Annotated in this window: 19 protein-coding genes; 11 read left to right on the top strand and 8 right to left on the bottom strand. The window is 68.0% G+C overall.

Going from position 1 to position 23152, the window contains the following annotated elements:
* Positions 1-16 precede the first annotated feature (16 nt).
* From DBV10_RS06825 to DBV10_RS06830, 3 genes are all read right to left on the bottom strand, one after another.
* Entirely contained in the window at positions 17-571 is a 555-nt protein-coding gene (locus DBV10_RS06825; protein ID WP_124511898.1) for a bifunctional 2-polyprenyl-6-hydroxyphenol methylase/3-demethylubiquinol 3-O-methyltransferase UbiG, read from the bottom strand.
* Between the two features lie 84 nt (positions 572-655).
* The gene (locus tag DBV10_RS22865; protein ID WP_199740057.1) at positions 656-811 is read right to left on the bottom strand and encodes a hypothetical protein; all 156 of its coding nucleotides are present in this window, start codon (positions 809-811) and stop codon (positions 656-658) included.
* Between the two features lie 10 nt (positions 812-821).
* The gene (locus tag DBV10_RS06830) at positions 822-2039 is read right to left on the bottom strand and encodes an MFS transporter (protein ID WP_124511900.1); all 1218 of its coding nucleotides are present in this window, start codon (positions 2037-2039) and stop codon (positions 822-824) included.
* A gap of 129 nt (positions 2040-2168) precedes the next feature.
* Between DBV10_RS06830 and DBV10_RS06835 the strand changes: the two genes are divergently transcribed.
* From DBV10_RS06835 to DBV10_RS06850, 4 genes are all read left to right on the top strand, one after another.
* Complete coding sequence (locus DBV10_RS06835; protein WP_124511902.1) at positions 2169-4154, top strand: DNA topoisomerase IV subunit B; 1986 nt, start codon at positions 2169-2171, stop codon at positions 4152-4154.
* A gap of 24 nt (positions 4155-4178) precedes the next feature.
* Positions 4179-5039: a lytic transglycosylase domain-containing protein gene (locus tag DBV10_RS06840; protein ID WP_124511904.1), complete on the top strand. Its 861-nt coding sequence runs from the start codon at positions 4179-4181 to the stop codon at positions 5037-5039.
* Positions 5036-7402, top strand: coding sequence for a DNA topoisomerase IV subunit A (gene parC / locus DBV10_RS06845; RefSeq protein WP_124511906.1), 2367 nt, complete (start codon positions 5036-5038; stop codon positions 7400-7402). The genes DBV10_RS06840 and parC overlap by 4 nt, the downstream gene beginning before the upstream one ends.
* A gap of 293 nt (positions 7403-7695) precedes the next feature.
* Positions 7696-9456, top strand: a complete 1761-nt coding sequence (locus tag DBV10_RS06850; protein WP_124511908.1) for a methyl-accepting chemotaxis protein — start codon at positions 7696-7698, stop codon at positions 9454-9456.
* Positions 9457-9489: 33 nt separating this feature from the next.
* On the opposite strand, the gene DBV10_RS06855 is transcribed toward DBV10_RS06850, so the two are convergent.
* Both DBV10_RS06855 and DBV10_RS06860 read right to left on the bottom strand, forming a co-directional pair.
* The gene (locus tag DBV10_RS06855; protein WP_124511910.1) at positions 9490-10638 is read right to left on the bottom strand and encodes an ABC transporter substrate-binding protein; all 1149 of its coding nucleotides are present in this window, start codon (positions 10636-10638) and stop codon (positions 9490-9492) included.
* Between the two features lie 197 nt (positions 10639-10835).
* Complete coding sequence (locus tag DBV10_RS06860) at positions 10836-11294, bottom strand: RidA family protein (RefSeq protein WP_124511912.1); 459 nt, start codon at positions 11292-11294, stop codon at positions 10836-10838.
* Positions 11295-11436: 142 nt separating this feature from the next.
* On the opposite strand from DBV10_RS06860, the gene DBV10_RS06865 reads away from it, so the two are divergent.
* The 4 genes from DBV10_RS06865 to DBV10_RS06880 all read left to right on the top strand — a co-directional run bounded on the left by DBV10_RS06865 (position 11437) and on the right by DBV10_RS06880 (position 16714).
* Positions 11437-14004, top strand: coding sequence for a DNA internalization-related competence protein ComEC/Rec2 (locus DBV10_RS06865; RefSeq protein WP_124511914.1), 2568 nt, complete (start codon positions 11437-11439; stop codon positions 14002-14004).
* An 87-nt stretch (positions 14005-14091) separates the two neighbouring features.
* A complete protein-coding gene (locus tag DBV10_RS06870; RefSeq protein WP_124511916.1) occupies positions 14092-15603 on the top strand; it encodes a circularly permuted type 2 ATP-grasp protein in 1512 nt (503 codons plus the stop codon).
* A 2-nt stretch (positions 15604-15605) separates the two neighbouring features.
* A complete protein-coding gene (locus tag DBV10_RS06875) occupies positions 15606-15761 on the top strand; it encodes an alpha-E domain-containing protein (RefSeq protein WP_124511918.1) in 156 nt (51 codons plus the stop codon).
* On the top strand, positions 15755-16714 hold the full coding sequence (locus DBV10_RS06880; RefSeq protein WP_124511920.1) for an alpha-E domain-containing protein: 960 nt from the start codon (positions 15755-15757) through the stop codon (positions 16712-16714). The genes DBV10_RS06875 and DBV10_RS06880 overlap by 7 nt, the downstream gene beginning before the upstream one ends.
* Before the next feature lie 46 nt (positions 16715-16760).
* On the opposite strand, the gene DBV10_RS06885 is transcribed toward DBV10_RS06880, so the two are convergent.
* Entirely contained in the window at positions 16761-17729 is a 969-nt protein-coding gene (locus DBV10_RS06885) for a LysR family transcriptional regulator (protein WP_124511922.1), read from the bottom strand.
* Positions 17730-17822: 93 nt separating this feature from the next.
* On the opposite strand from DBV10_RS06885, the gene DBV10_RS06890 reads away from it, so the two are divergent.
* Entirely contained in the window at positions 17823-18746 is a 924-nt protein-coding gene (locus DBV10_RS06890; protein WP_124511924.1) for a carbon-nitrogen hydrolase family protein, read from the top strand.
* A 320-nt stretch (positions 18747-19066) separates the two neighbouring features.
* Here the strand turns inward: DBV10_RS06890 and DBV10_RS06895 are convergent, their stop codons facing one another.
* Together DBV10_RS06895 and DBV10_RS06900 are read right to left on the bottom strand one after the other, a co-directional pair.
* Positions 19067-19369: a VF530 family DNA-binding protein gene (locus DBV10_RS06895; protein WP_124511926.1), complete on the bottom strand. Its 303-nt coding sequence runs from the start codon at positions 19367-19369 to the stop codon at positions 19067-19069.
* Between the two features lie 45 nt (positions 19370-19414).
* Positions 19415-20332, bottom strand: coding sequence for a LysR family transcriptional regulator (locus DBV10_RS06900; protein ID WP_124511928.1), 918 nt, complete (start codon positions 20330-20332; stop codon positions 19415-19417).
* A 209-nt stretch (positions 20333-20541) separates the two neighbouring features.
* On the opposite strand from DBV10_RS06900, the gene DBV10_RS06905 reads away from it, so the two are divergent.
* Together DBV10_RS06905 and DBV10_RS06910 are read left to right on the top strand one after the other, a co-directional pair.
* Complete coding sequence (locus DBV10_RS06905; RefSeq protein ID WP_124511930.1) at positions 20542-21423, top strand: alpha/beta hydrolase; 882 nt, start codon at positions 20542-20544, stop codon at positions 21421-21423.
* Positions 21424-21894: 471 nt separating this feature from the next.
* Entirely contained in the window at positions 21895-23148 is a 1254-nt protein-coding gene (locus tag DBV10_RS06910) for an efflux RND transporter periplasmic adaptor subunit (protein WP_124511932.1), read from the top strand.
* The last annotated feature ends 4 nt before the right edge of the window (positions 23149-23152 follow it).

Here is a 23152-nt window from a genome sequence, read left to right on the forward strand (position 1 = left end):
ACGGTAAAAGAGCATTCTAACTAGGCGGCATGGCCAAAAGATGGCGGGCCGGGTTGGCCGGCTGCGGGAGTTCCCGCACGGCCGTGATGCGTTGCACGAAACGGTCGGGGTTTTGCTCGAATCCGTCCTCGTAGGCCACCACGCGCAGCCCGCTGCAGGCGGCGATCAGTTCACCGGGCGCGAGCAGGAATTCCGGCCGCGCGGGGCGGCCCACGGTTTCATTGCCCTGGGCAAAGGTTTCATAGATCAGCACCCCGCCAGGCGCCACGCAGGCCACGAGGGTGGGCAGCAGCGGCCGCCACAGGTAGTTGGTGACCACCACGGCGCCGAACTGGTGCCCGGCCAAGGGCCAGGGCCCATTTTCGATGTCTGCCAGGATCATCTCGCCCAGCCCCGTGCAAGCGGCCAGGGCTTCGGCGGACCGGTCCACCCCCACCACGCGGTGGCCCAGGCCGTGCAGCCAGCGCAGATGGCGCCCCGCGCCACAGGCCACGTCCAGGGCCGTGCTGCCCGCAGGGATCAAGGGGGCCCAGCGGCGGACCCATTCGGAGGGAGCTTCAGTACCGTGCATGGTGATGCTATTGAATGTATAGCTGGTAGCGCTTGTCCAGAAGGCGCTGCAGGCCAAAATGGCTGAATGCCCCGGCGATGGCGGTCAGAAACACGCCCACATCTGGTCGGCCAGCATCACCATGAATTCGGGCATGGTGTACAGGCCGAACACCACCAGGCACAGCAGCACCGCAGCGGCCCCACCCAGCCAGCGCAGGGCGCGCGGCCAGGGTTTGGCGGGTTGGGGGCTGGGGTGCATGTCGAGCGGGTCAGGCGGGTTGGGGCGCGGTGCGCTGGATGGGGTTCTCTTTGACGGGCAGGTTCACCAGCCCGGCAAACACGCCCAGGCCGATGGCGAGGTACCAGACGATATCGTAGTTGCCCGTGGCGTCATACAGATAGCCGCCCAGCCACACGCCCATGAAGCTGCCGATCTGGTGGCTGAAGAACACGAAGCCGCCCAGCATCGACAGATGCTGTACGCCGAAGATGCCCGCGATGGTGGCATTGGTGGGCGGGATGGTGGACAGCCACAGCGTGCCCATCACGGCCGAGAACACATACACCGACAGCGGTGACAGCGGCACGAGCAGGAACACGGTGATCGCGGCCGCGCGGGCAAAGTAGATGAACGCCAGGATGTACCGCTTGGGCATGCGCTGGCCCAGCGTGCCTGCCACGTAGGTGCCCAGCACGTTGAACAGGCCGATCAGCGCCAGCGCATAGCTGGCCACCTGGGGCGACAGGCCATGGTCCTTGAGATAGCTGGGCATGTGCACGCCGATGAACACCACCTGGAAGCCGCAGACGAAGTAGCCGGCCATCAGCAGGTTGAAGCTGGGGTAGCGGAACGCTTCGCCCAGCGCCTGAGCGATGGTCTGCTCGCGCTTCACAGGCGCTGCGCCCTTGAAGCCCGGCTCGCGCAGGCCAAAGGCCAGGGGCACGATGAGCAGCACCGCCATCGACAGCGCCAGCAGCGCCTGCTGCCAGCCCAGGCCTGCGATGAGCCAGCCTTCCACAGGCACCATCAGGAATTGGCCGAACGAGCCTGCGGCAGCGGCCACGCCCATGGCCCAGGAGCGGCGCTCGGGCGCAATCTGCCGCCCCAGCACGCCGTAGATCACGGCATAGGTGGTGCCCGCCTGCGCGGCGCCGATCAGCACACCGGCCGTCAAGGCAAACAGTGTGGGCGTGGGTGACAGCGCCATGCCCGCCAGGCCCAGGCCGTAAAGCACGGCGCCACCCATGAGCACGCGAAAAGCGCCAAACCGGTCGGCCGCCATGCCTGCAAAGATGCCGATGATCCCCCACGAGAGGTTCTGGAGGGCGATGGCCAGCGCGAACGACTGGCGCGTCCAGCCCATCTCTTGCGTGATGGGCAGCAGCCACAGCCCGAACCCGTGGCGAATGCCCATGGACAGGGTCACGATGGCCGCGCCGCAGGCCAGCACCTGGAACATGGACAGTTTGGGAGTATTCATATGCATGCGCAGCAATGTAGCCAGATTGGGCAAAACGCGCTGATACACCCGTGACCAATACAGTTGCCAGCAGGGTTGGAGATGACTGTTTTTCCATCCAGCTGCGGCCCGCTTGCCGCACTACAATTCGCCGCTATGTCTGCCAAACCGTCTTCCGTGTCCACCAGTAGTGAATATTCCGAGGGCTCGATCCGCGTGCTCAAGGGCCTGGAGCCCGTCAAGCAGCGCCCGGGCATGTACACCCGCACCGACAACCCCCTGCACATCATCCAGGAGGTGCTGGACAACGCCGCCGACGAGGCGCTGGCCGGCCATGGCAAGAAGATCCGCGTCACGCTGCATGCCGATGGCTCGGTGAGTGTGGAGGACGACGGCCGCGGCATTCCGTTTGGCATGCACCCCGAAGAGAACGCGCCCGTGATCGAACTGGTGTTCACCCGCCTGCATGCGGGCGGCAAGTTCGACAAGGGCAAGGGCGGCGCCTACAGCTTCTCGGGCGGCCTGCACGGCGTGGGCGTGAGTGTGACCAACGCTCTGGCCACGCGGCTGGAGGCCACCAGCTACCGCGAAGGCAAGGCGGCGCGCCTGGTGTTTGCGGCCGGTGACGTGGTCGAACCCCTGGTGGCGCGTGCGCTGGAGGCGGGCGAGCGCAAGCAGGGCACCTCGGTGCGTGTGTGGCCCGATGCCAAGTATTTCGAGTCGAGCGTGCTGCCCATGGGCGAGCTCACCCACCTGCTGCGCAGCAAGGCGGTGCTCATGCCCGGCGTGACGGTGCAGCTCGTCAACGAGAAAACCCGCGACACGCAAACCTGGCAATACAAGGGCGGCCTGCGCGACTACCTCATGCAGACGCTCAATGGCGACCCGGTGATCCCGCTGTTTGAAGGCGAAGGCTTTGCCGACCGCCACAACGAGAGTTTTGCCGAGGGCGAGGGTGCCTCCTGGTGCGTGGCCTTTACCGAAGACGGCCAGCCCATGCGCGAGAGCTACGTCAACCTGATCCCCACCAGTGCGGGCGGCACGCACGAAAGCGGCCTGCGCGACGGACTGTTCAACGCGGTCAAGAGCTTCATCGAGCTGCACAGCCTGCTGCCCAAGGGCGTGAAGCTGCTGCCCGAGGACGTGTTTGCGCGCGCCAGCTACGTCCTCTCCGCCAAGGTGCTCGACCCGCAGTTCCAGGGCCAGATCAAGGAGCGCCTGAACTCGCGCGACGCGGTGCGCCTGGTCAGCGGCTTTGTGCGCCCCACGCTGGAGCTGTGGCTGAACCAGCATGTCGAATATGGCAAGAAGCTGGCCGAACTGGCCATCAAGGCCGCGCAGACGCGCCAGAAGGCGGGCCAGAAGGTCGAAAAGCGCAAGGGCTCGGGCGTGGCCGTGCTGCCCGGCAAGCTCACCGATTGCGAAAGCAAGGACATTGCCCACAACGAAGTCTTCCTGGTCGAAGGGGACTCCGCCGGCGGCAGTGCCAAGATGGGCCGCGACAAGGAAAGCCAGGCCATCCTGCCGCTGCGCGGCAAGGTGCTCAACACCTGGGAGGTGGAGCGCGACCGCCTGTTTGCCAACAACGAAATCCACGACATCTCGGTGGCCATCGGCGTCGATCCGCATGGCCCCAACGACACGCCGGACCTGAGCGGCCTGCGCTACGGCAAGGTCTGCATCCTGTCAGATGCCGACGTGGACGGCTCGCACATCCAGGTGCTGCTGCTCACGCTGTTCTTCCGCCACTTTCCCAAGCTCATCGAAACCGGCCACATCTACGTGGCGCGCCCGCCGCTGTTTCGCGTGGACGTGCCTGCGCGCGGCAAGAAGCCTGCCGCCAAGATGTATGCGCTGGACGATGGCGAGCTCACGGCCATCCTCGACAAGTGCGCCAAGGACGGCGTGCCCAAAGAGAAGTGCCAGATCAGCCGCTTCAAGGGCCTGGGCGAGATGAACGCCGAGCAGCTGTGGGAAACCACGCTCAACCCCGACACCCGCCGCCTGCTGCCCGTGCAGCTGGGTGACGTGGACTTTGCCGCCACCGAAGGCCTCATCACCAAGCTCATGGGCAAGGGCGAAGCCGCCGCGCGCCGCGAGCTGATGGAGCTGCATGGCGATGCGGTCGAGATCGACATCTGACGGGTACTGCGCCCTCTGCCCGCCATGAAGCGACTTAGGGAAATCGGCCTCTTGCGCTTGTTGGCTATAGGGTTGCTGCTATGTTTCGTGCAGCAACCGGCCCGGGCCGACCTGTGGGCGCATGTGGACGAGCGCGGGGTGACGCATTTCGCCGCCGAGCAGGTCGATGCGCGCTACCAGCTGTTTTTCCGTGGCAACGATTTCGACTCCACCCGTGACATGCCGGCCTCCGGGCAGGCCATGCCCTACGCCTTGCCGGCCGCGGGCGCGCGCCTGCTGGCTTTTTTTGACATTGCACCCGACTACAAGCGGGTCAAGCACCACCTGCGTGCCGCCTCTGCCCGGCATGGCGTGGACTACGAGCTGCTGCAGGCCGTGATCGCCACCGAATCCGGCTTTGACGCCACGGCCGTGTCTCCCAAGGGCGCCGTGGGCCTGATGCAGGTGATGCCCGCCACGGCCAACCGCTTTGGCGTGAGCAGTGACGCCCGGCGCACGGTGGAACAAAAGCTGGCCGACCCCGCCGTGAATGTGCCCACGGGCACCCGCTACCTGCGCCACCTGCTTGACCTGTTCCCGGGCCGCATGGACCTGGCCGTGGCCGCCTACAACGCGGGCGAAGGCGCGGTGCAAAAGGCGGGCAACCAGATTCCGGCCTTCAAGGAAACCCAGAACTACGTGCGCACCGTGCTGGGCCTGTATGCCCAGCTCAAACCGCCGGCCCCCGTGCTGGCCCAGCGCGCCATGCCGGGCCGGGTGCGCATGGAACTGGCGGGGGGCGCACAGCACCGGGGCAACCTGCCGCCCGCGCGTGTGGCCCCACCCCATGGCGCGCCCCCGGGGGCGCTTGAAACCCTACCGATACCGACGATTCCGAACGAATGAGCGACCAACCCACTTTAGATTTCACCACCGCAGGCGACGACGGGGGCGACTCCCTGGGCCTGGCGGGCTACGCCCAGCGCGCCTACCTCGAATACGCGCTGTCGGTCGTCAAGGGCCGCGCGCTGCCCGATGTGTGCGATGGCCTCAAGCCCGTGCAGCGGCGCATTCTGTATTCGATGGACCGCATGGGCCTGGGCTACAGCGGCCCCACGCGCAGCGCAGCGGCCAAGCCGGTCAAGAGCGCCCGCGTGGTGGGCGACGTGCTGGGCCGCTTCCACCCGCACGGCGACCAGTCGGCCTACGACGCGCTGGTGCGCATGGCGCAGGACTTTGCCCAGCGCTACCCGCTGATCGACGGCCAGGGCAACTTCGGCAGCCGCGACGGCGACGGCGCTGCTGCCATGCGCTACACCGAGGCGCGCCTGTCGCGCATCACCAGCCTGCTGCTCGACGAGATCGACGAAGGCACGGTCGATTTCATGCCCAACTACGACGGCAGTACGGAGGAGCCGCGCCAGCTGCCCGCGCGCCTGCCCTTCGCGCTGCTCAACGGCGCCAGCGGCATCGCCGTGGGCCTGGCCACCGAGATCCCGAGCCACAACCTGCGCGAGATCGCCGATGCCTGCATCGCGCTCATCAAGACGCCGTCGCTGCCGCAAGACGAGCTGCTGGCCATCGTGCCCGGCCCGGACTACCCCGGTGGCGGCCAGATCATCAGCGCTGCGTCCGATATTGCGGATGCCTACCGCACCGGCCGCGGCAGCCTGAAGGTGCGCGCGCGCTGGAAGATCGAAGAAATGGCGCGTGGCCAATGGCAGTTGGTGGTGAACGAGCTGCCGCCGGGCGTGAGCACGCAAAAGGTGCTCGAAGAGATCGAAGAGATCACCAACCCCAAGGTCAAGACCGGCAAGAAGGCGCTCTCGCAAGACCAGACGCAATTGAAGGCCAGCATGCTGGCCGTGCTGGACGTGGTCCGCGATGAATCGAGCAAGGACGCGCCCGTGCGCCTGGTGTTCGAGCCCAAGACGGGCAAGACCCCGCAGCAGGAGTTGATCACCGCGCTGCTGGCCCACACCAGCCTGGAGACCTCGGCGCCCATCAACCTCACCATGGTGGGGCTCGATGGCAAGCCCGTGCAAAAGTCGCTGCGGTTGATGTTGGAAGAGTGGATCGCCTTCCGCCAGACCACGATCACCCGCCGCACCCAGCACCGCCTGGCCAAGGTGCTGGACCGCATCCACATCCTCGAAGGGCGGCAGCTGGTGCTGCTCAACATCGACGAGGTGATCGCCATCATCCGCGCGGCCGAGGAGCCCAAGGCCGCACTGATCGCACGCTTCAACCTGAGCGACCGCCAGGCCGAGGACATCCTTGAAATCCGCCTGCGCCAGCTCGCGCGGCTCGAAGCCATCAAGATCGAGCAAGAGCTGAAAGAACTGCGCGAGAGCCAGGGCAAGCTCGAAGACATCCTGAGCAACCCCGGCTCGCTGCGCCGCACCATGGTCAAGGAGATCGAGGCGGACGCCAAGACCTTTGCCGACGCGCGCCGTACGTTGATCCAGGCCGAGAAAAAGGCCGTGGCCGAAGTGAAGGTGGTGGACGAGCCCGTCACCGTGGTCGTCTCGGAAAAAGGCTGGGTGCGCGCGCGCACCGGCCACGGCCACGAGGCCGCCAGCTTTGCCTTCAAGGCGGGCGACGGGCTGTATGGCACGTTCGAGTGCCGCACGGTCGACACCCTGCTGGCCTTTGGCAGCAACGGCCGCGTGTATTCGGTGGCCGTGTCGCTGCTGCCCGGCGCGCGCGGCGACGGCCAGCCCGTGACCACGCTCATCGAGCTGGAAGCCGGCACGCAGGTGCTGCACTACTTTGCAGGGCCCGCCAACGCCACGCTGCTGCTGTCCAACTCGGGCGGCTACGGCTTTCTGGCGGCGGTCGAGAACATGGTGTCGCGCCAGAAGGGCGGCAAGGCCTTCCTCACGCTGGGCGAAGGCGAGACCGTGTGCGTGCCCTCGCACGCTGCGGGCACCACGGGCACCACGGGCAGCAAGCCGGTGCTGCCTGCCACGCATGTGGCCTGCGCCTCCACGGGCGGGCGCATTCTCACGTTCGAAATCACCGAGCTCAAGACCATGGCCAACGGCGGTCGGGGGCTGATGCTGATCGACCTGGAAGACAAGGACCAACTCGCAGGCGCTGCGGCCTACACGCGCAGCATTCGCCTCGACGGCATCGGCCGGGGCGGCAAGGTGCGCGACGAGACGCTGGAGATCCGCAGCCTGAACAACGCCCGCGCCGCGCGCGGTCGTAAGGGCAAGGCGGCCGACCTGGGCTTCAAGCCCCACGCGGTGACACGGGTGGAGTGAGCCGTCCACGGAATTTGGCCAAGAAACCACCCGTCCGGGTGGTTTTTTTATTGCCGTCGCATTCCACGGGTTGCCACGGATTGGACGAAATACCGGAACGGGCGCACCATATGTAAGAAATTGTCTGTGTGGCCGCAGGGGGCCATGTGTGGGGGGGCATGCCGTTGGCAAGGTGCTGCGCCCAGCGGCAGTGGGTTGCAGCCCGCTGCAGCCCGCCGCAGGTCAGGCAGACAGGCACGCAAGCCGGCCGGCGCTCAGGCGCTGGCTTTCCCGGACAACGCCAGGAGACCATGATGTTCCAACGCATCCGCATTGCCCAGAAACTGTGGCTCGCCGTGATCTTCATCGTGGTCATGCTGGCCAGCGTGGTGGGGTTCTCGGCCTACCGCTCGGCCCAGGTGCAGGCCGAGGCCGACGTGGTCTCCCGCGAGATGCAGAACCGTGTCGGGGCGGCCATCCGCTGGGCGGGGCTGACCGAGACCAACGCCGCCCGCACCCAGGCGCTGATCGTGAGCAGTGATCCAGCGGTCGAGGCCGAGTTCAAGGACGTGATCGCGGCCACCTCGGCGCAGATCACCGAGGTGCAGAAATCGCTGGAGGGCATGGCCCTGTCCGATGCCGACAAGGCGCAGATGGCCAAGATCGCCGAGGCCCGCAAGACCATGATCGACCTGCGGGGCAAGGCCCGCCAGCTCAAGGCCGATGGCAAGGCCGACGAGGCCGTCACCCTGGTCAAGCAGACCTACAACCCCGCTGTGGCCACCTACCTCCAGTCCCTGCGCAGCTTTGTGGAGCTGCAGCAGAGCACCGCGCAAACCCGCCTGGCCGAGATGGCGGCGTCGCGCATGCTCACGGTGAAGATCGCGGCCGTGGCCGTGGCGGCGCTGCTTGCCGCCATCATTGCGGGCGCCTACTACCTCATCGGCAGCATCCAGCGCCCGCTGGCGCAGGCCAATGACCTGGCCGCCAAGATCGCGGCGGGCGACCTGAGTGCGCAGGGCGCGGTCACGCGCGGCGATGAGTTTGGCGACCTGCTGCGCTCGCAGTACGCGATGAGCGATTCGCTCGGGCGCATGGTGCACCAGGTGCGCCAGAGCACCGACAGCATCGCCATCGCCAGCGCCGAGATCGCCACCGGCAACCATGACCTGTCGGCACGCACCGAGCAAACGTCCAGCAACCTGCAGGAAACGGCAGCGGCCATGGAGGAGTTCACCAGCACCATTGCGCAAAGCGCCAGCAGCGCGCGCCAGGCCAGCACCCTGGCGGCCAGCGCCACGGGCGTGGCCGAGCGGGGCGGCACGGTGGTGACGCAGGTGGTCACGACCATGGAGGACATCAACCACAGCAGCAAGAAGATCAACGACATCATCGGCGTGATCGACTCCATTGCGTTCCAGACCAACATCCTCGCACTCAACGCCGCCGTGGAGGCCGCCCGTGCGGGCGAGCAGGGCCGGGGCTTTGCCGTGGTGGCCAGCGAGGTGCGCAACCTTGCGCAGCGCAGTGCCGAGGCGGCCAAGGAGATCAAGGCGCTGATCGGAGCCTCGGTCGAGAAGGTGGAAACCGGCACCCGCCTGGTGGCCGATGCCGGAACGACCATGGCCGACATCGTGCGCTCGGTGCAGAGCGTGACGGACATGATCGGTGAGATCACGGCGGCCTCGTCCGAGCAGAGCGCGGGCATCTCGCAGGTCAACCAGGCCGTGGGCAACTTGGACCAGATGACCCAGCAGAATGCCGCGCTGGTGGAGGAAAGCGCCGCCGCCGCGCAAAGCCTGCGCGAGCAGGCCGAACACCTGGCGCAGGTGGTGTCGGTGTTCAAGGTCAATGGCACGGCCTATGGCAGCATGGAGCCGCCGGTGCGTGCGGCGCACACGCCTGCGCCCCCGGCCCAGAGGGCGCCTTCTGCCTCAGCCAAGCCTGACGGCGCGGGCAAGCCGGGCACCCCGCGTACCCCGCGCATTGCCCAGGGGAGCAGCAAGTCCGCCAAGGCCAAAGCCCCTGCGCCGGCCTTGGCCCAGGGGGCGGAGGAGGACTGGGAGTCGTTCTGACTCTGCGGCGGTACAGGCCTGGCCTGAGGGCGGTCAGCGGATGAAGCCCTGCTTGCCTCCGAGGGCGACCAGTTCGACGAAATTGCTCCCGCTGTTTTGCCGCTGCCCAAACTGGAGAGGGAAGCCGCCCAGATCCAGGGTGCCCATGTTTTTTATGGCCTCGATCAGCTTGTCGCGCTCGGACTTGCCGGGCACCTTGCGCAGCGTGGCCACCAGGGCCTTGGCTGCGATGAAGCCTTCCAGGCCGAGGAAGGAAACATCCGATTTCTTGTCCAGGGCCGTGTCCACATACTCGCTGGCCACGGGGGCCTTGCGGGCGTCGTAGGGAAACGGCACGACCTGGGAGATGCCGATCCCGGCACCGGCTTCGCCCAGCGCGTCGCGCAGTGCGTTGGCATCCACCACCGACAGGGTTCGGAGCGCGGTGGTTCTGTGCGCCTGGGATTGCTGGCGCCAGGCGCGCACGAAGGCCGCCGCCGAGGTCTGGGTCAGCACCAGGATGATTCCGGATGGCTGGATGCCCTTGAGGGACTCGACGGCTGCCGCCACCCCCGCACTGTTGCGGGCGATATCCGCCGTGCCCGCCAACGCCAGGCCACGGCGCGACAGGGCCCTGCGCACGCCTTCCAGGCCCTCGGTGCCAAAGGCGTCGTTCTGGTACACGGCGGCGATGCGGTCGATGCCCACCTGGGTGAGTTGTGTGACCAGCGCCTCGGTTTCCTCGTAGTAGCTGGCCCGGGTGTGCCAGACGTTGGGGCTGAAGGGGTTGCGCAGGGATTCCGCACCGGTCACGGGAGAGAACAGTGGGATACCCGATTTGTTGATGATGGGCAGGGCGGCCTGGGTGGTGGCGGTGCCGAAAAAACCGAACAATGCGTGCACGCCCTCGGTCTGTATCAGGCGCTGCGCGTTGTCGGCGCAGCGTTCGGGCTGGTAGCCGTCGTCCAGGCTGATGAGCTTCACTTTTCTGCCCTGGATGCCGCCCTGGGCATTGGCCTTGTCAAAGCACAGCGTGGCCCCGGAAATGAAGCGGTGGCTCATGTCTGTCGAGGGGCCGGACAGGGCGGCAGACAGGCCGAGCTTGATTTCTTCGCCCTGGGCATGCACCCAGGGGGCATGCAGGGCCGCGCTTGCTGCAGCGAGCTGTGTCAGTACGGTTCGGCGGTTGGGTGCTCTTCTCATTGTGCGGTCAATAAATGAAAATGATTCTCATTTATTGTAACCGTGAGTGCTGCAGCAATACGGGAAAACCCGGCATGCAGAGCCCTCTTTGGCAGAAATTTTTCTGCCTGCGCAGCACAAGCCCAAACGCCTGGAGCGCTGCAGGGCTGTGTTGCGTGATCCCTGCAGCGCTTGGGGCTCTCTCCGCCCCTACGGCGTCAGGCCAGTTCCGCGATCAGTTCGATTTCCACGCAGGCGCCCATGGGCACCTGCGCCACGCCAAAGGCACTGCGCGCATGCACGCCCTTGTCGCCAAACACCTGGCCCAGCAGCTCGCTGGCGCCGTTGGTCACCAGGTGCTGCTCGGTGAAGTCGCCGGTCGAGTTGACGAGGCTCATCACCTTCACGATGCGCTGCACGCGGTTGAGGTCGCCGCCGGTGGCAGCATGCAGCGTGCCCATGAGGTCGATGGCCACGGCGCGCGCGGCGGCCTTGCCTTCTTCGGTGCCGATGTCGCGGCCGAACTGTGCAGCCCAGGGCTTGCCGTCCTTGCGGGCGATGTGGCCGGAGAGGAACACCAGGTTGCCGGTCTGCACATAGGGCACGTAGGCCGCAGCAGGCACCGACACGGGGGGCAGGGTGATGTTGAGTTCTTTCAGCTTGTCGTAAACGCTCATGGTCTTCCTCGGATTGAAGGGCGGGGTGGAGGGACGGCGAAGAGGGCGGGGAGGGCCCTGGCGCCGGGTGGGGACGAGTGTTACACAGCCGTGTGCACCGAATCCAGCCGGCCCGGTGCCGACGCGGCATTAGCATCAGCCCATGTCCGCCATAAGCGCCCCTAATGCCCCCACGTCGCCCGGCCCCGAAGGCCCGCTCGGGGCGGGTGATCTGCCGCAGCCCGCTGCGCCCTGGCGGCTGCCAGCCCTGCTGCTGGGGGTGGTGGCGGGGGCGGCGCTGCAGCTGCAGCAGCCCAGCCTGTGGAGCGAAGCCGCCTATGCCGCGCTGCTCTGCGCTGCGCTGGGGGTGGGCTGGGGCGGGCTCGCGGTTGGCAGCGCACGCCGGTCCGGGGTGGCGCGCGGCGCCCGGTGGCGGGCTGCGGCGTCTGTGGCGCTGGTGTTGGGCGCGGGGGCGCTGGCCATGGCTGCAGTCAGCGGCTTGCGGGCCTCGGCCTACCTGCAGCAGGGCCTGGCCCCGGCGCTGGAGGGGCAGGACATCCGCGTGACCGGGGTGGTGGCGGCCATGCCGCAGGCCAACGAGGCGGGCACCCGGTTGCGCCTGGAGGTGCAGTCCGCGCTTCTCAAAGGTGCACCTGTGCAACTGCCGCCCCAGATCGAGGTCGCCTGGTATGGCGGTGCCTTCCGGGACGCGGGCGAGCCCGTGGACCTGCAACGCCAGCCCGCCCCGGTGCGCGCGGGCGAGCGCTGGGAGATGACGGTGCGGCTGAAGGCGCCCCATGGCCTGCGCAACCCCCACGGGTTCGATTTTGAGCTGTGGACCTGGGAGCAAGGCGTGCAGGCCACGGGCTATGTGCGCGCCGGCCCCAAGGACGAGCCGCCACGGCGCCAGGCCGCCACCTGGCAGCACCCGGTGGAGCAGGCGCGCCAGGCTGTGCGCGATGCCATCCTGGACCGCTTGGGCCGCGGTGCAGACGAGGCCAGCGACCCGGGCCGTGCACGCATCGCAGGCGTGGTGGCGGCCCTGGTCACGGGCGACCAGCGCGCCATCGACCGTGCGGACTGGGACATCTTCCGCGCCACGGGCGTGGCGCACCTCATGAGCATTTCGGGGCTGCACATCACGCTGTTTGCTTGGGTTGCGGCTGCCGTGGTGCGCGCCCTGTGGCGGCGTTCCACGCGCCTGTGCCTGCGGGTGCCCGCACCGTCGGCAGCGTTGCTGGCCGGGGTCGCGCTGGCCAGCGCCTACGCGCTCTTCAGCGGCTGGGGCGTGCCTGCGCAGCGCACCGTCATCATGCTGGCCATCGTGGCCCTGCTGCAGTGGCGCGGGCGGCGCTGGCCCTGGCCCCAGGTGTGGCTGCTGGCCTGCGCGGCCGTGGTGCTGGCCGACCCCTGGGCGCTGGCGCAGGCGGGCTTCTGGCTGAGCTTTGTGGCTGTGGGGGTGCTGTTTGCTACCAATCCGATAGCTGGTAGCGCCCGTGGGAAGGGCGCTAGCGGCCGATTTTATGCCCTGCTGCAGGAGCAGTGGGTGGTCACGCTGGCGCTTACGCCCCTGAGCCTGCTGCTGTTCGGGCAGATCTCGGTGGTGGGCTTTGTGGCCAATCTGGTGGCGATTCCATGGGTCACGCTGGTGGTCACGCCGCTGGCGCTGGGCGGCGTGCTGTGGGGGCCGCTTTGGAGCCTGGCGGCCTGGAGCCTGCAGCCCCTCACGGTGTGGCTGCAGTGGCTGGCGCAGTGGCCTGGGGCGGTGTTGTTCCTGCCGGCCGCCCCCCTGTGGGCCGGCGTGGCGGCCGTGGCGGGTGGTGCGTTGCTGGCCATGCGGTGGCCGTGGCGCTTGCGGCTGCTGGCACTGCCCCTGCTGGTGCCGGTGTTTTGGTGGCAGCCCGCGCGGCCGGCGGCGGGGCAGTTCGAACTGCTGGCGGCCGACATCGGCCAGGGCAACGCGGTGCTGGTGCGCACGGCCACCCACACCCTGCTGTACGACGCGGGGCCCCGCTTCAGCCGCGAGAGCGACGCGGGCCACCGCGTGCTGGTGCCGCTGCTGCGCGCATTGGGCGAGCGGGTGGATGTGCTGATGCTCAGCCACCGCGATGCCGACCACACGGGCGGCGCGGCGGCGGTGCTGGCACAGCAACCCCAGGCCGAACTCACCGGGTCCATCGAGGCCGAGCACGTGCTGCAGGCTCTGCGCCCCGCCAGGCCCTGTCTTGCGGGCCAGCGCTGGGAATGGGACGGCGTCGCTTTCGAGGTGCTGCACCCGCTGGCGGGGGACGATGCCCCGGCGCCCCGCCCGCCGCGCCCCAACGCGCTGAGCTGCGTGCTGCGCGTGGTGGCGGCCGGGCCCCAGGCGCCGTCGGCCTTGCTGGTGGGGGACATTGAGGCGCCTCAGGAACAGGCCCTGGTGGCGCGGGGCGCGGCGCTGCAGGCCGACCTGCTGCTGGTGCCCCACCACGGCAGCAAGACCTCTTCATCGCCCGCCTTGCTGGAGGCGGTCCAGCCCCGCACCGCTTTGGTGCAGGCCGGGTATCGCAACCGCTTCGGGCATCCGGCGCCCGACATCCTGCAGCGCTACCGCGAGCGCAACATCCGGGTGGTGGAGTCGGCGCGCTGCGGTGCGGCCACCTGGGCGTCCACCGCCCCCGACGCAGTGGCGTGCGAACGCGACACCGGCCGCCGGTATTGGCAGCACAGCATGGTGCCACGGAGCGATTGATTCCGAAAGCATGGCGCAGCGTGCCCAGGGGCTGTTGCCACAGGGGCGGGCGCACAACTTGCTATCCTGTTTCCAGGAGGCCCGTTCATGCAGAAATTTGACGAGATGTACGCCATGCTGCCTTTCGATGGCAGCGATGTGCGGGAACACTACAAGCGCTATGCGCAGTGGTTGAGCAAACAGCCCCCTGACGTGATGCAGGCCCGCCGGGCCGAAGCCGAGATGATCTTCCGGCGCGTGGGCATCACCTTTGCGGTCTATGGCGCCAAGGACGAGGGCGGCGCGGGCAACGAGCGGCTGATCCCGTTCGACCTGATCCCCCGCATCATCCCGGCCCACGAATGGGCCAGCATGCAGCAGGGGCTGGTGCAGCGGGTCACGGCGCTCAACCGCTTCATCCACGATGTGTACCACGGCCAGGACATCATCCGCGCCGGCATTGTGCCCGCCGACCTCATCGTGGGCAACGCCCAGTACCGGCCCGAAATGGCCGGGCTGCATGTGCCGCAGAACATCTATGCGCACATCGCCGGCATCGACATCGTGCGCGCCCCCGATGCCCAGGGCAACGGCGAGTACTACGTGCTGGAGGACAACCTGCGCGTGCCCAGCGGCGTGAGCTACATGCTGGAAAACCGCAAGATGATGATGCGGCTCTTCCCCGAGCTGTTCAGCCTGCACAAGGTGGCGCCCGTGGCGCATTACCCCGACATGCTGCTCGAAACCCTGCGCGCCAGCGCCCCGGCCGCAGCCGACGAGCCCACCGTGGTGGTGCTCACGCCCGGCATGCACAACAGCGCGTACTTCGAACATGCCTTCCTGGCCCAGCAGATGGGCGTGGAGCTGGTCGAGGGGCAGGACCTGGTCGTCAAGGACAAGTTCGTCTACATGCGCACCACGCGCGGCCTGCAGCGCGTGGACGTGATCTACCGCCGCGTGGACGACGACTTCCTCGACCCGCAGGTCTTCCGCCGCAATTCCACGCTGGGCTGCTACGGCCTCATGGAAGCCTACCGGGCCGGCAACGTGGGCATCTGCAACGCCGTGGGCACGGGCGTGGCCGACGACAAATCGGTCTATCCCTATGTGCCCGAGATGATCCGCTTTTACCTGGGCGAGGAGCCCATCCTCAAGAACGTGCCCACCTGGATGTGCCGCAAGCCCGACGACCTGCAGCATGTGCTGGCCCACCTGAAGGACCTGGTGGTCAAGGAGGTGCATGGCGCGGGCGGCTACGGCATGCTCATCGGCCCGGCGGCCACGCAGGCCGAGATCGAGGACTTCCGCCGTGCGCTGATCGCCAACCCGGCGGGCTATATCGCACAGCCCACGCTCAGCCTGTCGAGCTGCCCCACCTATGTGGAGAGCGGCATTGCGCCGCGCCACATCGACCTGCGCCCCTTCGTGCTCAGCGGGCGCGAGGTGCAGATGGCCGCTGGCGGCCTCACGCGCGTGGCGCTGCAGGAGGGCTCGCTGGTGGTCAATTCTTCTCAGGGCGGCGGCACCAAGGACACCTGGGTGCTGGGCGAGGGCGCGTCTCCCGCCCATCCCCAGGCCGTGCCATCCCAGTCGCAAAGCCAATCGCAAGGGAGCCTCTGAATATGCTGAGCCGCACTGCCGACCATCTGTTCTGGATGTCCCGCTACACCGAGCGGGCAGAAAAGGTCCATGCCATGGGACTTTCGATACAACACCGCGGGTGTGCGCAGCACGCACGGGGTTTTCTGCCCTGTTCGATCAAGGAGGCCGCATGCTGAGCCGCACTGCCGACCACTTGTTCTGGATGTCCCGCTACACCGAGCGGGCAGAAAACACCGCCCGCATGCTCAATGTGAGCTACGAAACCTCGCTGCTGCCACAGGCCGCCGACGTGGCGCAGAAAGGCTGGGAAGGGTTGCTGTCCATCAGCGAGCTGATCCCGTCCTACACCGCACGGCACGGCAAGGTCGTGCCCCAGCGCGTGCTGGAGTTCATGGTGCACGATGGCAACAACCCCTCGTCCATCCTGTCGTGCCTGCGCGCAGCGCGCGAGAACGCCCGGGCCGTGCGGGGCGCGCTGACCACCGAGGTGTGGGAGACGCAGAACCAGACCTGGCTGGAGCTGCACCGCCAACTGGAGGGCGGCGCCTTCGAGCGTGACCCGGGCCAGTTCTTCGAATGGGTGAAGTACCGCTCGCACCTCTCGCGCGGGGTGACGCTCGGCACCATGCTGCAGGACGAGGCCTTCCACTTCCTGCGCCTGGGCACCTTCCTGGAGCGGGCCGACAACACGGCGCGCCTGCTGGACGTGAAGTTCCACGCGGTTGAGAACGACTTCTTCGGCCGCGCCAGCGAGCGCAACCAGGAGAAGGACTTCTACCACTGGAGCGCCATCTTGCGCAGCGTGTCGGCCTTCGAGGTGTACCGCAAGGTTTACCGCGACGTGATCACGCCGGGCCGCGTGGCCGACCTGCTGATCCTGCGCCGCGACATGCCCCGGTCCCTGCATGCCTGCATGCGCGAAGTGGTGGACAACCTCGTGGTGGTGGCCAACCAGCAGTCGGCCGAAACCCAGCGCCGCGCGGGTCGCCTGCTGGCCGACCTGCAGTACGGGCGGATCGACGAGATCCTGTCCACGGGCCTGCACGCCTTCCTCACGCAGTTCCTGGACCGCGTGAACGACCTGGGCGGCGGCATCAGCCGCGACTTCCTGGTCCTGAGCGGCGACTGACGCGGCAGCGCGGGACGCCTGCCCGGCACCGGCTTCGGGCGGGGCGTCAGCGCCCCGTGGTGCGGCCGGGCGCAGGCCGCAGGCCGGCCACCACGGCGCGCACATGGGCGACGGCGGAGTCGCGCAGCGCGTCGGTGCGCCAACCCAGCTCGATTGCAAAGCGTGGCATCTCCACGGGGCAGGGGAGCACCTGCAGCCCGCTCATGGGCGCGATGGCGTGCGCCGCATGCGCGGGCAGCGTGGCCACGGCGGCGGTGCCCTTGAGCAGGTAGGGCAGGGCTGCGAAGTGGGTGGTCGATGCGATCACGCGGCGCTTGTGCCCGGCGGCGGCCAGCACCTCGTCCACCACGCCGATAAAGCCGCCCGACGAAATCAGCACATGGTCGCGGCCCACATAGTCGGACAGGGTCAGGCTGGGCGCGATGGCCTTGCGCGGGCGGGATCGGCGGTTGCCCGGGCCGGGGGGTGGCGGCACCTGCGGGTCGACCAGGCAGGCGTAGCCGCCTTCGCCCAGCGCTTCGTGGCTGAGCCAGCGTGTGGCCAGCCCGCTGGCGGTGATGGCCAGGTCGATCTCTCGGCCCATCAACATCTCGGCCACGATCTGGCTGTGTGTCTGGCGGAAGGCCAGGCGCAGGCCGGGCGCGTGCCGGGCCACGGCCTGGATCAGCGCCGGCCCCAGCGCGATCTCGAAATCATCGGACATGCCGATCACCACGGAGCGGCCCTGGTAGCGCGCCTGCGGCGCCGTGCCCAGGGCCAGGCTCTCGCGGCATTTGTTCAGCGCCTCGCTGATCACGGGCTTGAGCTCCTGCGCCCGCAGGGTCGGCGCCAGGCCCCGCCCCGTGCGGGTGAACAGCGGGTCGCCATAGACATGGCGCAGGCGTGCCAGCGCGGCGCTCACGGCCGATTGCGTCACGCCCAGGCGCAGCGCCGCGCGTGTGGCGCCGCCTTCTTCGTGCAGCGCCTCGAACACGCGCAGCACGTTCAGGTCGAACCCGATATCAACATCGTTCATATCAATCAGCAATGATCTGGTATTGATTCATCTTAGGGCCTTGGGAACACTGCGGTCTTCCTTGTTCTTCAACGACCTTCCGGAGCCCTGGACATGACCCTGATCACCGTCGCCGCCCTGCAGATGGGCGCATCGCCGCACGGCACGCAGCAGACACTGGCCGACATCCTGGCCTATGAATCCGAGATCAAGGCCGCAGGCGCGCGCCTGGTGGTGTTGCCCGAGGCCCTGCTGGGCGGCTACCCCAAGGGCGAGATCTTCGGCGCGCGCCTGGGCTACCGCCTGCCCGAAGGGCGCGAGTCGTATGCGCGCTACCACGCGGGCGCCATCGACGTGCCGGGGCCTGAAACGCAGGCCCTGGCCGAGCTGTCGGCGCGCACCGGCGCCACGCTGGTGCTGGGCGTGATCGAGCGCTCCGGCAGCACGCTGTACTGCACGGCGCTGTACTTCGACCCGGACGAGGGCCTGGTGGCCAAACACCGCAAGCTCATGCCCACGGGCACGGAGCGCCTGATCTGGGGCATGGGCGACGGCTCCACCCTGCCGGTGGTCGACTCCGCCGTGGGCCGGGTCGGGGCCGTCATCTGCTGGGAAAACCACATGCCGCTGCTGCGCACGGCCATGTATGCCCAGGGGGTGCAGGTCTGGTGTGCGCCCACGGTGGACGAGCGCGACATCTGGCAATGCTCCATGCGCCACATCGCGCACGAGGGGCGGTGTTTCGTGATCAGCGCCTGCCAGGTGCAGCCTTCGCCGCGCGAGCTGGGCGTGGAAGCCCCCGGCTGGGATGCCGACCGGCCGCTGATCCGTGGCAACAGCGTGATCGTGGGCCCGCTCGGCGACGTGCTGGCCGGCCCGCTGCAGGGCAAGGCGGGCCTGTTGACGGCGCAGATTGACGTGGACGAGCTGGTGCGCGCGCGCTACGACTTCGACGTGGTGGGCCACTACGCGCGGCCCGATGTGTTCAGCCTGCAGGTGGACCGGCAGGCGAAGCAGGCGGTGGTGTTCCGGGACTGAAGGGAAACCCCCCCCTGAGTCGCTTCGCGCCTTCCCCCTCTCTCGCTTCGCGGGAGGGGGACGCCCCCAGCGCGGCGGGGCGGCCCTTGCGCGGGGGCGCTGGCGTGGGCCGAGCCGGTTGCATCAGTTGCGGGTGGCGTGCGGCGCCATGGATAACTGATACCAGTTTGCGTTCAATCAGCAAGAACCGTTCGGGCTGAGCCTGTCGAAGCCTCGCTCGGCGCTACGGCAGGCTCAGCGTAAACGGACTGATATTTTTGAACGCATACCAGTTAGGGCAGCCTGTGCAGGCCTGCCATTCGTGCGGAATATTGGGGGGATCAGCCCAGACCTTGCCGCTTCTGCTCGCGCAGCATGAAGAGGTACAGGCCCTCCACCTTCTCGCGGGCCCAGGGCGTCTTGCGCAGGAACTTGAGGCTGGAACCCACGCTGGGCTCGCTCTGGAAGCAGCGGATCGGGATGCGCTGGCCCAGTTCGTGCCAGCCAAAATAGTCCGCCAGGGCCACCACCATGGCCTCCAGCGTCACGCCATGCAGCGGGTTGCGTGGCTGGGCGGGTTGTGCCGGCGTGCTGTCGGAGGGCGCGGCAGGCGGTGCGGGTGGCGGGGTCTCAGGGGTGCTCATGCCCCAAGCATACCGGCTGCAGGCAGCGCTCGGCGCGTGCGCCGCTCAGGCCTTGCGCTGCATGTGGGCCTCGCGCTGGAACAGCTCGGCTGTCCAATCCACAAAAGCACGCACCTTGGCGCTCAGGTGGCGGTTGGGGGGGTAGACCACGTACACGGGCAGCAGGGGCTGGGTCCATCCGGGCAGGATCTGCACCAGCGCGCCGCTTTGCAGGTGGCGCTCGGCCTGGAAGCTTGTGATCTGGCCGATGCCCAGCCCTGCGGTCAGGGAGGTCACATAGGCGTTGGCCTCGTTCACGCTCAGCTGGTAGGGCCCCGCAATGTCGATGGATTCGGGGCCCTGGCGGAACTCCAGCGGGTAGTGCCGGCCCGAGTGCGGGGAGAAATAGATCAGGCTGGTGTGTTTTTCCTCGATCTCCAGCGGGTGCGCCGGCGTGCCTTTGCGCGCCAGGTAGTCGGGCGAGGCCACGGTGATGAACTCCAGGTTGCCGATGCGGCGCGCCACCAGCGACTGGTCGCTGAGTTCTCCGCCGCGTATCACGCAGTCCACGTTGTCGCCGATCAGGTCGACGATGCGGTCGCTCACCCCCAGGTCCAGCTGGATGTCGGGGTAGCGCGCATGGAAATCGGCCAGGTGGGGAATCAGCAGCAGCTGCGCCACCGAGGTGCCCACGTCGATGCGCAGCCGCCCGCGCGGGTTGGCGCGCGCGTTGGTCATGCTGGCCTCGATGTCGTCCAGGTCGGTCAGCAGGCGCACCGTGCGGTCGTAGTAGGCCGCGCCGTCGGGGGTCACCGTCACGCGGCGCGTGGTGCGGTTGAGCAGCTTCACGCGCAGGCGCTCCTCCAGTGCCTGGACATGTTTGGTGACTGTGGCCTTGGGCAGCGAAAGCGAATCCGCCGCCCGGGTGAACGTGCCGGCCTCCACCACCCGCACGAATATGCGCATGGCCTGTATCTGGTCCATGGCTTCTCCTTGAATCTGGAACGTCAGCACCCACCAGTGGGTGCCAACACGCTCCGGGGAATTCTCACACGCGCCCCAGGTTCCGATTGTTGAGCTTTTGGAAACAGTGCGGTGGTGTTTGGCCTGTTTATCGGAAAGGCCCAAGCCACTACATTTCATCCATCGTCAACCGAGCCTCCACCTGTCCACCTACTTACTGGGTACCTGCCATGCAGCCCGACCGCCCGTCTTCGTCATCCCCGCCATCGCAGTCTGCTGCGGCGCCCGCAAAGGCGTCCGGGGCGGGCAGGTCCGTGTGCGCTGATTCCACCATTGAGGTGGCCAAAGGGCAGGATGTGGCCGTGCGCATGTATGGCCGCAAGAAGGCGGGGCAGGCGTCCCCCGTGGTCGTGCACTTCCATGGCGGCGCGTTCATGTCGGGCAACCTGGACAACGGCTGCACCGTGGCCTCGCTGCTCGAAGGCGCGGGCGCGGTGGTGGTCTCGGTGGCGTATCCGCTCACACCGTTTCCGCAGCCCGTGGACACCGGCTACGACGTGCTCAAGTGGGTGCACCGCAATCGCACCAAGCTGGGCGGGCAGGGCTCCCAGGTCTACCTGGCCGGGGAAGAGGCCGGTGGCAACCTGGCCGCTGCCGTGGCGCTGATGGCACGCGACCAGTCACACCCCCCTTTGGCCGGGCAGATCCTGCTGTCGCCCATGCTGGACCCGTGCGTGGGCACGGCCTCGCTGCGCGAGGCCACGGGCGATGCCACCGGCTGCAAATGGACCGAAGGCTGGCGCAATTTTCTGCGCTGCCCGCGCGATGCCGAGCACCCGTATGCCGTGCCCGCCGGCGCGCACCGTTTGGCGGGCTTGCCGCCCACGCTGGTGCTGGTGGGCGACACCGACCCCATGCACGACGAGGCCCTGGCCTACGCAGCCCGCCTGGAGTCTGCGGGCCTGCAGGTCACGCGCCGTGTCTTCTCGAAGACGGCGCAGTGGCCCGATGCGCTGCTGCAGACCGGCGAGCACGAATGCCCTTGCGCTGCGGGTGCGCAAGAGCAGTTCCGCCAGTTCTTCGAAGCCACCCGATGTCCGGTGCCTTCCTGAGAAAAGCCCGGGCCGCAGCAAGCCATTGACCTCAAGGTGGGTTGGGGTTTGAGGCTGCGGTCTCCCCACCCGCCACCCGCTTTCCAACGCTGATTTTTCCGGCACGCCGTGCCGGAGGGAGAGGCTTTGCCCGCGCATTTCTGCAAGCCGTGCCCGTCCAGGGCAGGACGGCTGGCAGGGCCATTGATGTCAACGATACGGAGGAAATAACAGCATGAACAACACATCGCGTTTCTCGGCGGCTCGCAGCCACGGCTGTCACGGCGCACTGCACGGCCGCGCCTTCCCGGCGCGCTAGCCACAGGCATGCGGCCGAGGCCTTGACTCTTTCACCGTGTCAATGCCGAGACTGCCCCTTGGCCCACGGCCTTGGGCCCTGCCACTTCCGTTCAACGAGCACCGACGGGCCGCAGAGCCCATTCCCCTGCCCGCCCCGCCAGGCGGCCCCAACGATTGAATATTGAAATGACCATGAACTCCAACCCGCTCTCCAAGAACCGCCCCCTGGGCCTGGCCACCATCGCCACCGCTGTCACGGCTGCTGTCGCGGCCCTGATCCTCGTCTTCCAGGCGCCCACGGCGCAGGCCAACGGCGAAGGCGCCATGCCGCCCGCCATGCCGGTGTCGGTCGCTGCCGTGGTGCAAAAGGACATCTCGCTGTGGGACGAGTTCTCCGGCCGGCTCGAAGCCGTGCAGCGCGTGGACGTGCGCCCGCGCGTCTCGGGCGCCGTGCAGGCCGTGCACTTCCGCGAAGGCTCGCTGGTCAAGCAGGGCGACCTGCTGGTCACGGTGGACCCGGCACCCTACGCCGCCGAGGTCGACCGCGCCGAGGCCCAGGTGGTGGCCGCCCAGGCCCGCGTGTCATACACGCGCAGCGAACTGGAGCGCGCCACGCGCCTGCTCGAAGAAAAAGCCATTGCCCAGCGCGAGCACGACGAGCGCCTGAACGCCCAGCGCGAGGCCGATGCCAACCTGCGCGCCGCCCAGGCCGCGCTGCAGACCGCCAAGCTCAACCTGGGCTACACCCAGGTGCGCGCCCCGGTGGCGGGCCGCGTGGGCCGCATCGAAGTCACCGTGGGCAACCTGGTGGCGGCCGGTGCGGGCGCCCCCGTGCTGACCACGCTGGTGTCCGTGAGCCCGATCTACGCGAGCTTCGACACCGATGAGCAGATCGTGGTGAAAGCCCTGGTCGACCTGCAAAACGGCCAGCGCGGCCACAGCGCGCGCCAGCTCATCGAGCGCATCCCCGTGCAGATGGGCACCGGCACCACGGGCGGCACGCCGCACGCCGGTCGCTTGCAGCTCATCGACAACCAGGTCGATGCCAAGAGCGGCACGGTGCGCGTGCGCGCCGTGTTCGACAACGAAGACGGCGCCTTGATGCCCGGCCAGTTCGCGCGCATTCGCATGGGCCAGGCCCGCAACACGCAAGCGCTGCTGATCAACGAGCGTGCCGTGGGCACCGACCAGAACAAGAAGTTCGTGATGGTGGTGGGCGAGGGCAACAAGGCCGAATACCGCGAAGTCACGCTGGGCGCGCCGATCGACGGCCTGCGCGTGGTCACGTCGGGCCTGAAGGCGGGCGAGAACATCGTCGTCAACGGCCTGCAGCGCGTGCGCCCCGGTGCCGTGGTGGCGCCCCAGTCGGTCCCCATGACCGCCAAGGCCGAGGTGGCGGGCGATCGCAAGGAAGCCAAGAACAACACCAAGTCGCCTGCCGCGTGAGCAC

Origin of the sequence: Acidovorax sp. FJL06 (assembly GCF_003852545.1) — a bacterium.
Taxonomy (GTDB): Bacteria; Pseudomonadota; Gammaproteobacteria; order Burkholderiales; family Burkholderiaceae_C; genus Acidovorax.